Origin of the sequence: Pseudolabrys sp., assembly GCF_050250095.1 — a bacterium.
Classification (GTDB): Bacteria; Pseudomonadota; Alphaproteobacteria; order Rhizobiales; family Xanthobacteraceae; genus Pseudolabrys.
Window position 1 is genome coordinate 406,106 of the sequence record NZ_JBFWPH010000003.1, and the last position, 15,502, is coordinate 421,607.

16 protein-coding genes and 1 tRNA gene are annotated in these 15,502 nt (G+C 64.7%); 4 read left to right on the forward strand and 13 right to left on the reverse strand.

Going from position 1 to position 15,502, the window contains the following annotated elements; translation table 11 throughout:
* Positions 1-7: 7 nt before the first annotated feature.
* The gene (locus AB7F10_RS11425; RefSeq protein ID WP_428560921.1) at positions 8-337 is read right to left on the reverse strand and encodes a DUF167 family protein; all 330 of its coding nucleotides are present in this window, start codon (positions 335-337) and stop codon (positions 8-10) included.
* Between the two features lie 12 nt (positions 338-349).
* Entirely contained in the window at positions 350-640 is a 291-nt protein-coding gene (locus tag AB7F10_RS11430) for a YggT family protein (RefSeq protein WP_428560924.1), read from the reverse strand.
* Positions 641-809: 169 nt separating this feature from the next.
* Between AB7F10_RS11430 and AB7F10_RS11435 the strand changes: the two genes are divergently transcribed.
* Together AB7F10_RS11435 and AB7F10_RS11440 are read left to right on the forward strand one after the other, a co-directional pair.
* Positions 810-885 (forward strand) — tRNA-Ala (locus AB7F10_RS11435).
* Between the two features lie 154 nt (positions 886-1,039).
* Positions 1,040-2,068, forward strand: coding sequence for an LLM class flavin-dependent oxidoreductase (locus AB7F10_RS11440; RefSeq protein WP_428560926.1), 1,029 nt, complete (start codon positions 1,040-1,042; stop codon positions 2,066-2,068).
* Between the two features lie 5 nt (positions 2,069-2,073).
* On the opposite strand, the gene AB7F10_RS11445 is transcribed toward AB7F10_RS11440, so the two are convergent.
* From AB7F10_RS11445 to cpaB, 11 genes are all read right to left on the reverse strand, one after another.
* Entirely contained in the window at positions 2,074-2,781 is a 708-nt protein-coding gene (locus tag AB7F10_RS11445; RefSeq protein ID WP_428560928.1) for a glutamine amidotransferase, read from the reverse strand.
* Between the two features lie 95 nt (positions 2,782-2,876).
* A complete protein-coding gene (locus AB7F10_RS11450) occupies positions 2,877-3,347 on the reverse strand; it encodes a TerB family tellurite resistance protein (RefSeq protein ID WP_428561566.1) in 471 nt (156 codons plus the stop codon).
* A gap of 80 nt (positions 3,348-3,427) precedes the next feature.
* A complete protein-coding gene (locus tag AB7F10_RS11455) occupies positions 3,428-4,789 on the reverse strand; it encodes an MFS transporter (protein ID WP_428560930.1) in 1,362 nt (453 codons plus the stop codon).
* Between the two features lie 214 nt (positions 4,790-5,003).
* Positions 5,004-5,552 carry a tetratricopeptide repeat protein gene (locus AB7F10_RS11460; protein WP_428560933.1) on the reverse strand — a complete coding sequence of 183 codons (549 nt, stop codon included), beginning with the start codon at positions 5,550-5,552 and terminating at the stop codon, positions 5,004-5,006.
* A 122-nt stretch (positions 5,553-5,674) separates the two neighbouring features.
* Positions 5,675-6,643, reverse strand: a complete 969-nt coding sequence (locus AB7F10_RS11465; RefSeq protein WP_428560935.1) for a type II secretion system F family protein — start codon at positions 6,641-6,643, stop codon at positions 5,675-5,677.
* Between the two features lie 2 nt (positions 6,644-6,645).
* Complete coding sequence (locus AB7F10_RS11470; RefSeq protein ID WP_428560938.1) at positions 6,646-7,614, reverse strand: type II secretion system F family protein; 969 nt, start codon at positions 7,612-7,614, stop codon at positions 6,646-6,648.
* A 16-nt stretch (positions 7,615-7,630) separates the two neighbouring features.
* Positions 7,631-9,058, reverse strand: a complete 1,428-nt coding sequence (locus tag AB7F10_RS11475) for a CpaF family protein (protein WP_428560940.1) — start codon at positions 9,056-9,058, stop codon at positions 7,631-7,633.
* A 27-nt stretch (positions 9,059-9,085) separates the two neighbouring features.
* The gene (locus tag AB7F10_RS11480; protein ID WP_428560942.1) at positions 9,086-10,303 is read right to left on the reverse strand and encodes an AAA family ATPase; all 1,218 of its coding nucleotides are present in this window, start codon (positions 10,301-10,303) and stop codon (positions 9,086-9,088) included.
* Positions 10,304-10,320: 17 nt separating this feature from the next.
* On the reverse strand, positions 10,321-10,674 hold the full coding sequence (locus AB7F10_RS11485) for a hypothetical protein (protein WP_428560944.1): 354 nt from the start codon (positions 10,672-10,674) through the stop codon (positions 10,321-10,323).
* Positions 10,658-12,202, reverse strand: coding sequence for a type II and III secretion system protein family protein (locus AB7F10_RS11490; protein WP_428560946.1), 1,545 nt, complete (start codon positions 12,200-12,202; stop codon positions 10,658-10,660). The genes AB7F10_RS11485 and AB7F10_RS11490 overlap by 17 nt, the downstream gene beginning before the upstream one ends.
* A 37-nt stretch (positions 12,203-12,239) precedes the next feature.
* Positions 12,240-13,109, reverse strand: a complete 870-nt coding sequence (gene cpaB, locus AB7F10_RS11495; protein ID WP_428560948.1) for a Flp pilus assembly protein CpaB — start codon at positions 13,107-13,109, stop codon at positions 12,240-12,242.
* A 507-nt stretch (positions 13,110-13,616) separates the two neighbouring features.
* Here cpaB and AB7F10_RS11500 point away from each other — a divergent pair.
* Positions 13,617-14,456 carry an ABC transporter ATP-binding protein gene (locus tag AB7F10_RS11500; RefSeq protein ID WP_428560950.1) on the forward strand — a complete coding sequence of 280 codons (840 nt, stop codon included), beginning with the start codon at positions 13,617-13,619 and terminating at the stop codon, positions 14,454-14,456.
* 31 nt (positions 14,457-14,487) lie between these two features.
* A complete protein-coding gene (locus AB7F10_RS11505) occupies positions 14,488-15,498 on the forward strand; it encodes an ABC transporter substrate-binding protein (RefSeq protein ID WP_428560952.1) in 1,011 nt (336 codons plus the stop codon).
* The last annotated feature ends 4 nt before the right edge of the window (positions 15,499-15,502 follow it).

The window sequence follows — 15,502 nt, forward strand, 5'->3', positions numbered from 1 at the left end:
GGAGGTCTTAGCGCGCAGGAACGAGCCGCTCCAGAGCCGCGACGATATTTTCCGCATCGCCCTCGATCGCAATGCGTTTGATACGGGCGGTTGCCCCGGCGATGATCGTTACCGTGCTGTGTGGGACGCCGAGTGCTTTCGCGAGCAGACGGCACAGCGCCTCGTTCGCCTGGCCGCCTGTGGGCATGGCGCGGACGCGCGCCTTCAGAACGGCGCGCCCGTCCGAGAGCGGCTCAACGCCGTCGATCTTGTCGCGCCCGCCTTTCGGGGTCAGCCGCACGACAAGCAACACCCCGCCCGCGCTGCGTATCCACGGGGCGGGGGCGTCGGCGCTCATCGCATGAGCCGGCTAGACGGCGATCTGGATATAGAGCCAGTAGATGAAACGCTGCAGGAACAGCAGCAGAATGATCAGGATGACCGGCGAGATGTCGATGCCGCCCAGGTTGGGCAGCAGGTTGCGGATCGGCCGCAGCGCCGGTTCGGTGACCCGGTAGAGGAACTCGCCGATGCCGGCGACGATCGGGTTGCGGGTATTCACCACGTTGAAGGCGATCAGCCATGACAGGATGGCGGACGCGATCAGAATCCAGATGTAGAGGGTAATCAGCGTATCGATCAGCCAGAGAAACGGATTCATCGCGGCGCTCCGTGGGGTGCGAGGGAGAAATAGCGGCTCGCGGCCTCCGGGAAAAGGGGTTCCGGGCACCGTCCTTGACACCCCCACGGCCCGGCCCTAAATGGCGCCCACTTGTCGGCATAAAACCGGCAATTAACGGTCGCCGGACTACGGTGGCCGCCGGACGGCTGGGGCTGTAGCTCAGTTGGGAGAGCGCCTCGTTCGCAATGAGGAGGTCAGGGGTTCGAATCCCCTCAGCTCCACCAGCCATCCTCCCCGGCCCGCCGGGATCGCGGCACCGGCAAGCCAAAACCGGCAAGCCCATAAACCCGCCAAGCTCTCGCGGAATACCGCTCATTCCACCGCCCGCCTCCGGGCGGCCTGGCCGCTTCTGCTACAAGGCGGCAGGACGGAAACACCATGACGACGATCGAACTCGGCCTCGACACCTTCGGCGACATCACCGACGGACCGGACGGCAAGCCGCTCCCCGCTGCGCAGGTGATCCGCAACATCGTCGCGGAGGCGGTGCTGGCCGACGAGGTCGGCGTCGATTTCCTCGGGCTCGGCGAGCACCACCGCGCCGACTTCGCGGTGTCGTCCCCGGAAACGGTGCTGGCCGGCATCGCCACCCGCACCAAACGCATCCGCCTCGGCTCGGCGGTTACCGTGCTGTCGTCCGACGACCCGATCCGCGTGTTCCAGCGGTTTTCGACGCTCGACGCGCTGTCGAACGGACGCGCCGAGGTCATTCTCGGCCGTGGCTCTTTCATCGAATCCTTCCCGCTGTTCGGCTTCGACCTCGACCAGTACGAGGAACTGTTCAACGAGAAGCTAGACCTGTTCGCCGCGGCGCTGAAGGAACAGCCTATCACCTGGCAGGGCAATTTGCGCTCGCCGCTGAACGGCCAGAGCGTTTACCCCAAAACCGAATCCGGCCATCTCAAAACCTGGATCGGTGTCGGCGGCACACCGCAATCGGTGATGCGCGCGGCGCATTACGGCCTGCCGATGATGCTCGCCATCATCGGCGGCAATCCGAAACGCTTCGTGCCGTTCGCCGATCTCTACCGCCGCGCGCTCGATCAGGCCGGTAAGCCGCAACTGCCGCTGGGCGTTCATTCGCACGGCTTCGTCGGCGAGACCGATGACGCGGCAAAGAACGACCTGTTCACCGACTACAAGCGCATGCGCGACCGCATCGGCGCCGAGCGCGGCTGGCCGCCGCTGACGCGGCCTGCGTTCGAGGACGAGATCGGGGGCGGCTCGCTCTATGTCGGATCGCCGGAGACCGTGGCGCGCCGGATCGCGGAAACGGTCAAGGCTCTGGGCGCCAGCCGGTTCGACCTGAAATACAGCGCCGGCCCGCTGTCGCACGAAAAGATGATGCGCAGCATCGAACTTTACGGCCGCAAGGTCATTCCGCTGGTGCGCGACATGCTGGCGTGAGCCGCCTAGGTGGCGCCTTCCGTGCCCGCGCGGCCGAGCCAGTGATTGAGAAAGCTGTCCAGCCAAGCCATCACGAAACGGTCGTGCACCGCGCGGTCGGCGATGTGCTCGTGGCGCTGCTTGGTGCCCGGCATATCCATGCGGTGCGCGCCGCGCACCAGCCAGCGGTACATCATCGCGTGAGTGACTTCCGGATGGAACTGCACCGCGTAGCCCGAGCCATGACGAAAGGACTGCACCGAGAACGCATCCCCCTCGGCGAGCAACTCGCTGCCTGACGGCAAGTCGAAGCCCTCACGGTGCCATTGATAGACTTGGTCGGGCCAGTCCGGACACACCGTCAGGCCGGCATCGGTCGGGCGGATCGGGTAATAACCGACCTCGGCGTGGCCGTCCGGGTGCGGATAAACGCGAGCGCCGAGATGGCGCGCCATCATCTGTGCGCCAAGGCAAATACCGAGATACGGCTTGTTGTCGCGCAGCGGCACGCCGATCCAGTCGGTCTCGCGCTTGACGAAGTCGTCCTCGTCGTTGGCGCTTTGCGGGCCGCCGAAGATCACGGCGCCGGCGTGCTCGTCCATCGTTTCCGGCAGGTCATCGCCGAACCGCGGCCGGCGGATGTCGAGCGGATAGCCGCGCGCGGCAAGCCGCTGGCCGACCCGGCCGGGCGAGGAATGCTCCTGATGCAGAATGAGAAGGACAGGCTGCAGCATGATGTGTCGGGCGCGCCTGAACCGCGCCGGTTTCGAGTTCTATCCCCTCAAGGCTGATTTGCAAAGTCAGCGGGCCGCGGGTCTGCCCTGCCGGATCAGCCGTCTTCGCGGCCTTCCCGGTCCTGAGCCTGCTGACGCAGCGCAATTCGCTTCTCGCGGGAAATGCCGAGCAGATCGGCCGCCCGCCAGACCAGATTGTCCTCGAACTCCGACACCGCGCCGTCGGCGACGATGATCTGCCACATCATCTCGATCACTTTGGTGCGGCCCGGCTCATCGAGCAGCCGGTTGAGCGTCGAGGTGAAGCGATAGAGATCGATCGCCTCCTGCTCGGCCTTCACGGCCGATTCGACGAGTTCTTCGACCTGCGCATCGTCGAGCCTGAAGGTGTCCTTGACCACCGTGCGCAGGCGGGCGAATTCGACATCGCTGACCCGCCCGTCGATCGCGGCGGCGTGCACCAGCAACGCCGTCGCCATCAACCGAAAATCATTTTCGTCGAACCGCCGCGGCTCATCGCCGCCGCCACCGAGATCGGACAGGATATTTTTCAGGGCTTCGAACATCGCCACCCGTTATCGCCAGCGCAGCGCGAAAATGCAAACGGCCGCCCGTCCCCGGGCGGCCGCCGCACATGACAAATCGGTCAGGTCCGCGCCGCTTCAGCCTTCGGATCGAGCCCTTCGAGCGAACGTTGCGCCGGCTCAACACCCCACGCCCAGACCACGACGATCTGTACGACCACAAGCCCGATCATCAGCCACACCACGCCGGGAAGGCGGTAATTCGCCAGCAGCGTCGTGACGACGAAAGGTGACACCACCGTCGCGCCGCGGCCGAAAGCGTTGCAGATGCCGTTGGCGCGCAACCGGATCTCGGTCGGGAACAGTTCCGGCGTATATACGCCGAACAGAATCGCGGTCTGAACATAAATGGCCACGATCAGGACGAAACCGACGCTGAGCACCATCAGCGGATCGGCGTCCTTGCCGAACTGCGCATAGACATAGCCGGCCGCGATCGTGACGATCGAAGCGCCGATGATGCTCCAGCGGCGCCCGATGAAATCGGACGTGTAAGCGCCGACCGCGCATCCGACCAGCGAGGCGACCGACAACACCACCGTATATCCAAGCGAATTGGTGATGGTCAGGCCCTGACCCAGGAAGAAGCGCGGCAGGAAGATCACAAAGCCGAAGATCAAGGTGTTGATCGTGATCAGAACCCAGCAGCCGACGATAAGACGCTGAAGCAGCGGCGGCTTCATCAGTTCGGAGACTGCAACCTGTGGCACCGCCGGTGCGACCGACGGGGCCGGCAAGGCGCCGGCGCTTGCCGCCGTTTCCTTTTCGATCGACTGCAGCAGCGCCTCGGCTTCCGCAGTGCGCCCCTGCGCCTCGAGCCAGCGCGGCGATTCCGGCAGGTTCTTGCGCAGATACCAGACGATCAGCGAGCCGACACCGGCGATCAGGAACATCGGCCGCCAGCCCCAAGTCGGGATGATGAGATAACCGAGGATCGAGGTCACCGGAAAGCCGGCGACGACCAGAAAGGCCATGAAAGACAGCCAGCGCCCGCGCGATTTCGGCGGCACGAATTCCGTCAGCGTCGAATAGCCGACCACGATCTCCGCGCCGAGCCCAAGGCCCTGTACGAAGCGGCAGACGATGAGCTGGTCCATGGTCTGCGCGAACACGGCGGCGAACGAGGCAAGCCCGAACACCAGCAGGTTGACCTGATATGTGAAGCGCCGGCCGAAGCGGTCGCCGACAAAACCGGTGATCAGCGCGCCGAGCGTCATGCCGACGAACGTGAGCGAGATGAATTGCGGGATCTGCGGACCGGTTGCGAATTTCGTCTGCAGCACCGAGGCGATGACGCCGCCGGCGACATAGAGATCGTAGCCGTCGAAAAACATGCCGGCACCGACCAGCCAGAAGATACGATAGTGAAACGACGAGATCGGAAGCCGGTCGAGACGCGCGCCGGCATTGACCGCGGTGGTCATGCGAATTCTCCCCAGGACATAAGACGACTTTTGTCGTGCTGTTGTTGTGCGACGAATGCTCCGGTCTTGGCGCCGGTTGCACATGCAACTCTAACCGCGCGCGACGATCGTCGCCACGGCGAGTGCAGTGCGGGAACGCAGATTTAATTGGCGGCAGGGAGGAATAAGCACGCAAATTTCGGCCGAAGAAAAATCCGGCCGCGTCGCATGCGAACTACTGAATGGATTTGCCGCTGCGCGCGCTTTCCGCCAGCAGCCGCATGTTGTTCTGGACGTAAGGATTGCCCGGCGCTTTGCGCTGCGCTTCGTTCAGCTTCGCCCGCGCGGTGCGATAGTCGCCCCGCAACATGTAGGAATAGCCCTGGTTGTTCAGGATCTCGACGGTCGGCCCGGCGATCCGGATCGCTTGCGCATAAGCGCGATCGGCGAGATCGAAGCGGCGCAGCCGGTCGTAGGACGCCGCGAGACCGAGCCAGGCTTCGCCGTCGCGCGGATGCAGTTCCGCCGCCTTGCGGAAATGCTGCTCGGCGAGACCGAAATCGCCGGCGCGGAAGTGTCGCTTGCCGAGGCTGAGATCGTCGTTGGGATCGCTGCCAAGCAGACCGTCGGGCGTACCGGGCTGAACGCTTCCCTGGCCGCCGTCGGCCGTCGCGGACGCCTGCGCGCCGAGACCGTTCGATGAAAGCCCGCCGGTTGCGCCGCAAGCGGCAAGCGACAGCGCGGCAAGCGCGACCAGCAGGGCACGGGCAAATCCGAAACGCATTACAGGAGCCTTGGTATCCGCCCGTCCCGAGGGCTTGAGGATTCGAGCTTATGAAGCGCGGGTTAAGATTTTATCCTTGGAGAAAATGATGCTGCGGCGTGCTGGTTTCCGGTTGGTTGCCATCAGTACAGCCCAAGCTTCAGCTTCACGACCACCGGCAGCAGGATCACCACGAACAGGACGGGAAAAATGCAGACCATCATCGGCACCGAGAGCTTGGCCGGCAGCGCGTAAGCCTTCTCCTCGGCCCGCGACAGCCGCTTGTGGCGCATATCGTCCGAGTAGACGCGAAGCGCGTCGGTGATGCTGGAGCCAAGTTCAAGCGACTGGACGATCAGCGTGGTGAAGGAACGCGCCTCCTCGAGACCGACGCGGGCGGCGAAACGCTCAAGCGCATCGGTCAACGTTCGTCCGGCGCGGATTTCCAGGTTCGTCATGTGGATGTTGGCGGTGAGCGCCGGATAACTGTCACCCATCTCACGGCACACCCGTTCGAGCGCCGCTTCCATCGACAGGCCGGAGTCGGCACAGACGACCAGGAGATCCATGAAGTCCGGGAAGCCGGCGCGGTACTCCATCTTGCGCTTGGAGATCAGCCTATCGATGAACATGCTCGGCCCGACATAGCCGCCGATACCGCCGGCAACGACCATCAGCCAGAAATACGGACTGCGGTTCGGATTGATCATCGGCAGCACGACGAACAGTGCGGCGGCGATGCCGACCGCCAGCACGGTGCGCAGGACGAAGAAATAGCCGACCGCACGCGGATCGAACACGCCGGCCTGGATCAGCCGGCGACGCAGCACCTTCAGGCTCTCGCCGTTGGCCGACGCATAGTGCTTCGTGGTGTATTCGAGCAGGTTCTGCACCGCCTGAATACTGGAGCCGCGCAGCGACCGCCGGCGGCGGCCCGGCCGCTCGTCGGCGTCGATGATGCGGATCGCGCGCCGCTTCACCCCGCCCTTGGCACGCACCATCACCATCACGGTGAAGGCGAGCGTGCCGACGGCGAGAAAGATGAGCAAAGCAAGCAGCAGATCGGGCCGTCCGGCAAACAGATCGGTGATCAGCACAATGGCTTCGTCCATCGTCAGATCCGGAAATTGACCATGCGGAACATGATGAAGTTACCGAGCCCCATCCACGCTCCGGCCATGCCGAGCCAGATCTTGGTGATCGCATAAGGCCACACCGCCGCATAGAAGTTCGGCGTGACGAACTGGATGACGAGAAACATGCCGATCGGCAGCGACGACAGGATCATCGCGGCGGCGCGGCCTTCGGCGGCGAGCGCGCGTATCTTGCGGCGCATCTTGAAGCGCATGCGGATCACCGACGACAAGTTTTCCAGAATTTCGCCGAGATTGCCGCCGGTCGAGGTCTGGATCGCTACCGCGGTGACGAACAGCGGCAGATCGTCGGTGCCGACGCGGTAGTAGAGATTGCGGATCGCGGTTTCGAGATCGGCGCCGTAAGTAATTTCGTCGGCGATCATGCCGAATTCAGAGCCGACCGGATCTGGCAATTCCTTCGCCACCATGGTGATGGCGATCGGCGTTGGATGGCCGGCGCGGAGCGAGCGCACAATGATGTCGATCGCGTCCGGAAACTGCGCGGCAAAACGCCGTTGCCGCCGCATCCGCATGAATATCAGCACCAGCCAGGGCAGAACGAAAGCCGACGGCACGGCGATGAGCGCGGCCTGTGTCATCGGCAGGCCGCCACCGACAGCCGCGCCAAAGAACGTCATGGTGCCGCAGAAAAAAACGACGGCCAGCATTCGCCAGATGCTGAAGGTGAGGCCGGATTGCAGGACAAGCTTGTTGAGACCCATGAGCGGCAACAGATAGTCGCCGTCCCCGGTCAGGCCGCGCTCGCGGCGCAGTTGCACCAGCACCGCCTCCTGCCCCGCCGCGCCATCCATCAGGCGCAGGCGGCGGTTGACGTTCTTCTGGTACGACGCCTTGGTGAAGAACAGCAGATAAATGCCCTCGGCGAGCAGCGCCGCCGAGACGCCGACCAGAATATAGATGAGGTGTTCCTGACTGAGAGCGGGCATCGTCAAAGCGTCATCATCACAGCGGCTTCGACGGGTCGAACGAACTGCCCGGAATCTTGATGCCGAGATTGACGAGTTCGGCGAGGAAACGCGGCCGCACGCCGGTCGCGGCGAAATGGCCCTCCACCGTTCCGTCGCTGCCCGTGCCGGTACGCACGAACTTGTAGATTTCCTGCATCTGGATGATATCGCCTTCGAGCCCCGTCACCTCGGCGATGCTCGTCACCTTGCGCTTACCGTCGGACTGGCGCGCAAGCTGCACCACGAGTTGCACGGCGTTGGCGATCTGGCCGCGGATCGAGGCGACCGTCATCGGCAGGCCGGCCATGCCGATCATCTGCTCGAGACGGGTGATCGCATCGCGCGGCGTATTAGCGTGGATGGTCGCCATCGAGCCCTCGTGGCCGGTGTTCATCGCCTGCAGCATGTCGAAGGCTTCTTCGCCGCGGCACTCGCCGAGAATGATGCGGTCGGGCCGCATACGCAGCGCGTTCTTGACCAGTTCGCGCTGGCGGATTTCGCCTTTGCCCTCGAGGTTCGGCGGCCGCGTCTCCATGCGCCCGACATGCGGTTGCTGAAGCTGCAACTCGGCGGCGTCTTCGATGGTGATGAGGCGCTCCTTCTCCGAGATGAAGGCCGACAGTGCATTCAGCATCGTCGTCTTGCCGGAACCGGTGCCGCCGGAAATGATTGTGGTGATGCGTGCGCGCACCGCCGCGGCCAGCACCTCCGCCATCACCGGCTTCAGCGCGCCGACCTCGACCAGCCGATCGAGGCCGAGCGGCTTCTTGGAAAACTTTCGGATCGACACCAGCGGCCCGTCGACGCCGATGGGGCGTACCGCGACGTTGACGCGCGAACCGTCCTGCAGGCGCGCATCGCACAGCGGATGCGATTCATCGACGCGGCGGCCGACGGCGGCGACGATTTTGTTGATGATGCGCAGCAGGTGCTGCTCGTCCTTGAAACGCACCGGCAGCGGCTCGAGGATGCCGCGCCGCTCGACATAGACGCATTCATGACCATTGATCAGAATGTCGCTGATGCTCGGGTCTTTGAGCAGCGGCTCGAGCGGCCCGAGGCCGGTCATCTCGTCGAGAATCTCCGAGACGAAGTCGTTCAGTTCGCCGGCATTGAGCGCCAGCCGTTCCGCCAGCACATACTGCGCAACCATGTCCTGGATCTGGCTGCGGGTCTGATCTTCCGGCAGCTTCTCCAGCGCGGCGAGATTGATCTCCTCAATCAGCCGGCGATGCAGCCGCACCTTAGCATCGAGCAGTTTTCCGGCCATCGCGGCATTGCCGGCCAGCGACGCGGAAGGTGGCGGCTCCGCCGCGGCCGGAACCTTGATCGCGGCCGGCGCGGATTGCTCCACCGATGCGGGCTGTGCCTGCGGCACGATGCCGGGCGCCGCGATGCGTCGGGTGGTGAAACGTCCGGACATTCTGTCCTCGTCCTCTGCGGCTGCCGTCTATCGCGCCAAAGCGAGCTTGAACTTGCCGAACGCGGAGGCCTTCTGCCCCGCCTTCTCGATTGCCTGAGGCAGCACGATCTTCTTCAACACTTGGGTCACCTTGTTGCCGGGCTTGACCTCGTCGAGTGGAACGCCGCGATCGATCGCCTCGCGCACCAGCGCGTAATCGTTCGGGATCGCGCCGACGAAATCGGCACCGAGCGCCTGCTCGACATGACTGCGCTTGAGACCTGCGGCGAACATCCGTTGCTCGAAGCGGTTGACCAGCACCTCCGGCTTCGGGCCGTCGGCAAGCCGTTCGCGCACCGCCGCGACCAGTTGCTTGGCGTGGCGCAGCGCCGGCACCGTCGTCTCGCTGATGATGAAGAGCCGGTTGGAGCCGACCAGCACGCTGTCGGTCCAGGAAAACCAGGTGCGCGGCATGTCGATGACCACATAATCGAAATTCGCCGACACGAGATCGAGCAACCGCGTGACGAGTTCCGGATCGAACGAACGCATGTCGGCCGGACGGTTCGGCGCGGCGACCACTGCGAGGCCGGATGGATGATGCGACAGCATTACCTCGAGCAACTGGCGGTCGAGCCGTTCGGGGCGTGGCTCCACCTCGTCGAGATTGAGCCGCGGTTCGAGATCGAGATGATCGGCGACCGCACCGTGCTGGAGATCGAGATCGACCAGGCACACCGACGGCCGCGACCGGGGGCCGCTGGCGCCGAGCAGGATCATCGCCGTCTGCACCGCAAGCGTGGTGACACCGGCTCCGCCAACCGATGGCAGGAACGTGTAGATCTGCGACTCATTCTGGCCCGGCCCGCCGGAGGCTTGCGCGGCGCGGGCGCAGGCGCGCACCAGATCGAGCGGCGCGACCGGCTTGACCAGAAAATCGTTGACCCGCATCTGCAGCAGCCGGCGCGCCACTTCGGCGTCGAACTCCTGCGTCACGGCAATGACCGGCGCGGCCTCGCCGAGCCGGCCCATCAGCCGGGCCAGCGCGCGGATATCCTCGTCGCCCGCAGCGCCGATATCGACGACCACGGCGGTCGCGCCCGACAGTTTCGATGCGTCGAAGCCGTCCGACAGCCGGCCGGCGACCAGCCTGAACTCGATCTGCCGGCTGGCCGCAAAGGTCGTCTGCGCCTCCTGGCCGAACGCCGCATCGTCGCTGACGACGACGACGCGGGTCGTGGCTGCGCCGGTTTGGGGTGACCGCATGCCGGTGTCCGTCCTGCCTATTTCACCGGCGCGGCCGGCGCCGACGGCGCCGACGCAGGATTGGCCGCGGGATCGGGGCTCGACGTGTTGCCGGTCGTGGTGGCGCCGAGGCCGCGCGGCTGGATCACTTTGTTCCGGCGGTAACGCTCGACGGCCGACTGCATTTTCTCGCCGTTGAACGCGATCACGTTATCGGCGCTGGCGCGCGACCACGGATCGACCACCTGCGTCGCGCGGTTCGTCGCGATGGCGTCGCCGCCGTTCAGCGAGACGGTTTCCCGGCGCACGACATAGTCGGCACAGCTGGCAAGCACCATGCCGGCGAGCAGCGGCGACGCCACCATGACGGCGGACCTAGTGAATCGCAGCATGGACGTCCCCTCTCGGCAGGTCGAGCATGTGGCCGGTGTTCGGCGCGGCGCTGGCTTCGATGATCGCTTCAGCGCTGGGCGTCATCGCCTGCGCCTCGCGGTGGCTGACATCCGTCTTGCCGAGCAGGAAAAAGTCGAGGTCGTTCGCCGGCACGCTGTTGTCGGCCGGCGTCTTGATCACGTCGCCCGGACGCGCCGGCTTGACGAGCCGCGGCGTGACGATGATGACGAGATCGGTCTCGCGTTTCTGGTAGGATTTCGAGGAGAACAGCACACCGAGCACCGGCACGCTGCCGAGCCAGGGCAATTGCTCGATCTGGTTTTGCCCGTTCGATTGCAGCAGCCCGCCGATCGCGAAGCTCTGGCCGTCCTTCAGCTCGACGGTCGTTGAGGCACGGCGCACGATCAGCGCCGGGATCTGCAGCCCATTGGTCATCTGTATCGAGTTATTGGTATCGATCTGGCTGACTTCCGGCTCGATCTTGAGATTGATCAGGCCGCGGCTCAGCACCGTCGGCGTGAAAGCAAGACCGACGCCGTATTTCTTGTATTCGACAGTGATCTGGTTGAACGAGCCGGCCACGGGGATCGGATACTCACCGCCGGCAAGAAAGCTCGCGGTGTCGCCGGACAGCGCGACGAGGTTCGGCTCGGCGAGGCTGCGGGCAATGCCCTTCTGCTCGAGCGCATTGATCATCACGTCGACCGGAACGCCGTTCGCCACCATGCGGCCGACCGCAAAGCCGAACGGGTTGCCGCCCGACAGCACGCCGGCCGCGACCACGTTGGTCACCGGCAAGCCGCCACGCGGTACCCTGTTGCCGATATTGACGATGCTCTGATCGCCGACCCTGTTCCACTGCACGCCGAGATCGCGGCCCGCGGTGCGCGAAATCTCGATAAAGCGCACCTCCAGCATCACCTGCTGCGGCTGCATGACCGCGACGGCGTTGATGATGTCCGGCCCGAATTGCCGCGCAATCGTCACCGCCTGATCGAGCTGCGCCGCATCGGCGACCTCGCCGGACAGCATGATACGGCCGTTGACCGAGGAGGCGCGCAGCCGCGAGCCGGGGAACCGCCGTGTCAGCTCCGCGGTCAGCCGCGAAATGTCATAGGACACCTCGACGTCGAAGATGCCGACCAGTTTCTTGTCGATGCCGTAAACCTGCACCCGCGTGGTGCCTATTTTCTTGCCGAGGATCGACAGCGTGTGGTCGGTCAGCGGGTTGACGTCGGCGACCTCCGGATCGCCCACCGTGACGTCGACAAAGCTGGTGCCGGTCCGCACGTCGAGCGACTTGCCGACCGTAACGATGACTGAAGCGGTGCGGCCGCCGGAAATCTGGATCGCGCGCTGCGCCAGCGCGTAGCCGCCGCCGACGATGCACATCAGGGTCGCAGCGACCGCGATGGCGAGCGCGATGGCGAGATCGCGCAGCCAGTGGCTGTCTTGCGCGCCACGCCCGGCCTCACTGCGCGCGCACCGCAGATCGAAGCCGGCGACGCAATCGTCTCTGTTCAGCAAAGGATGCTCCATTGTCTCGTTACCGCCGGCCTTGCGCCTAGCGCGCCGCCTCCGCGCGTGCCGCCAGTCCGTCTTCGCCGGACTTTTGGCGTGACCCGGCCTGCGCAGTCCCGCCTTCCGCGGGAACGCTGTATTCCTGCTTGATCGAGGCGCGGGTTACCGTGATCGTCGTGGTGCTGCCCTTGCTGTGCAGATCCTTCAGCGAGATCTTGCGGGTCTCGGTCTCGGTGGATTCGCCGGCCTTTCGCAAAAGCAGCGACAGCGAACCGACCGACGAGGCGAGCCAGATCTTCTGCGCGTCGAGCGTGTCGACTTCGAGCGTGACCGATTTCGGCACTGCGGCCTTGCTGGTGCGCTGGTCGGCGCTCTGGTCGACCGCCAGTACGCGGGTGTTCTGCAGCACGACCTCCGCGGTCGCGGACCCCTTCTCGACGGTGCGCGTCAGCACGACGTCGACATGATCGCCCGGCATCACGAAGCCGCCGACGCCTTCGACATCGTTGACGCGCACGGTGACCGCCTTCATGCCGGGTCGCACCAGCGCCGACAGCGTCGCACGCTCGCCGGGGCCGGTGAGCTTGACTGCCAGAACCGGCTCGTTTGGCTCGACCGGCGACAGCACGAGACGGCGGCCCTTGCCGAGCACGTCGGCGACCTTCGCAAACGCGCCGGCCGGCAACGTCGTCGCCGGCCATTCGATCTCTTTCAGCATTTCGGATTTGAGTTCGGCGCCGAAGCGCAGCGGTTGCGCGGCGATCACGATGGTTTGCGTCGCGACTTTCCTGGGCGCGACCTCGTGCTTCGCACGCAGGTTCGCCTGGTTGTCGAGCCACAACCGCGCGATGAAAACCGCGAGCAGGCCGAAGACCACGGCAAAGCCGATCATCACGAATGTGCTGGCACGCAACGCTCAAACCCCGTTCGACACTTTGTTTTCGCGCAGGCTTCTTTTGAAGTCTTCTGATCGCCTGCGTGCGCCGACCTTGGCGGGGCTTGGTATTGAATTGGTGAAGTGCGCCGGTTGTTATTCGGCTATTGTTTACGAAGCGTCGTGAAGCGGCTTGGAATTATCTCGAATTGTAATCGCCGAATACGATCGCACCTGCGGGACGCACTCGCATCGCCGCCGAATCCGGCGCTTTCGGCATGGCGAAATGGCCGGCGGTGCGCCCATGAAATGCTGACGCAGAGCGAAAGGCACACACGTATCGGCGTTGCCGGTGCCGCCGAGTTACGGCAACATGCGGCGCCAAGTCGGAGATTTTGCTCCTCGTTTGCCCAACAACGAGGGGCACTTCTTCGCAGTCTCGATAAGAATTGAAGCAATAAAGCCGGAAATAGCGACGGGCCCGGCAGGGGAATGTTAGACTTAATCGCGCGGCGGCGCCGCGCAGGAAACGACGGGGACAATCGCGTGGCAACTGCGTCGATCAACACGAATTCCGACCTAACGCGTGGCGCTCCGGCGCCCGGCTCCGGCGACACCCGCATCCGCGTCCGCGGTCTCGGCAAGCGCTATGGCGCGCTGGAGGTGTTCCGCGGCATCGACTTCGACGTCGGCGCGCGCGAGATCGTCGCCATCGTCGGCCCGTCGGGTTGCGGCAAGACAACGCTGCTGCGTTGCATCGACGGCCTGATCCCGCACGATGCCGGCGAGATCTGGGCCGACGACAAGCGCGTCGATGGCCCGATCCAGGGCATGGCGATGGTGTTCCAGCACTTCGGCCTGTTCCCGTGGAAGACCGTGTCCGACAACGTCGCCTACGGATTGCGCATGGACGGCGTGCCGAAGGCGGAAATCGAGCGCCGCGTGCCCGAATTCATCAAGCTCGTCGGGCTCGCCGGTTTCGAGAAGGCGTTCCCCTATCAGATGTCGGGCGGCATGCAGCAGCGCTGCGGCCTTGCCCGCGCGCTCGCCGTCGAGCCGAGCGTCCTGCTCATGGACGAGCCGTTCGCCGCGGTCGACGCGCAGACGCGCGAAATTCTTCAATTCGAATTGCTGCGCATCTGGGAAGAGCGTCCGACCGCGATGATCTTCGTCACGCACTCGATCGAGGAAGCCGTGTTGCTCGGCCACCGCGTCATCGTTCTGAAGGGCCGGCCGTCCGGCATTCACGAAATCATCGATATCGACCTGCCACATCCGCGCACGCGCGACACGCTGCGCGAGCCGCGCTTCGCCGAATTACGCGAGCGCGTCTGGACCACGCTGATGCGCGAGGCGCGCGAAGCCGAATTCCATCTCGAACGCTAACGACAACACAACAACCGTCAGGGAGGATTTCATGACCGGAATGAAAACAAGAGTGTTTGCCGCGATCGGCTTTGCTGCGGCGATGACCGTTGCAGCCGCCATGCCCGCCGCTGCGCAGGGCAAGAAGATCGTCGTTGCCGTGCCCGGCATTCCGCCGATCTATTCGGTGACCATCGCCTTCGTCGCCGAGAAGCAGGGCTTCTTCAAGAAGTACGGCGCCAATGTCGAAATCAAGCCGTTCGACAACGGCACCGCCGCGGCCCGCGCCGTGGTCGCCGGTGACGTCGATATGGCGTGGTCGCCGACCCCGCCCGTCATCAACCAGGTATCCAACGCCGGCGTGCCGCTGGTCGCGGTGTACGGCATGGCCAACCCCGACTGGGTGCTGGGCACCACGGAGACCGGCAAGGCCTGCAAGGATCTGGTCGGCCAGGACATCGGCGTCGATTCGATCGGCGGCGCGCGTTCGGTGGCGCTGCGCTCGATGATGGCCGGCGGCTGCAAGGACGTGAAGCTCGACGAGGTCAAGCAGGTCGCGCTCGGCTCCAGCTCCGGCCCCGCGATGATCGCCGGCCGACTGAAATATGCCGTGCTGCATCTCGATGACCTCGCCGAGATCAAGCATCAGGGCAAGAACCTGCACATCCTGCTCGCGATGAAGAACACCAACCCGACCAGCCACTACCTGATGCTGGTGACGCGCAAGGACAATCTGGCGAAAAACCGCGACGCCATGGTGCGAACCGTCGCTGGCATGATCGCCGCCGCGCGCTTCATGCAGGACCCCAAGAACGCCGACGCGGTCGCCGATGCGGCCTCGCAGACCGGCCACAACAAGGAAGTCAACAAGCTGGCGCTCAAGGAGTTCCTCGCCATCGATTTCTGGGCGGCGAAGGATGACGGCCTGCCGCGCGGCAAGCTCGAAGCGGTCGCCAAGCTGATGAAGAAGATCGGCGCCATCAAGCCGGGCAAGGAACCGGTGACCTATGACGCGCTGGTCGATGCCAGCATCTGGAAAGACGCCAACGCGATGGTGAAGTAAGGCG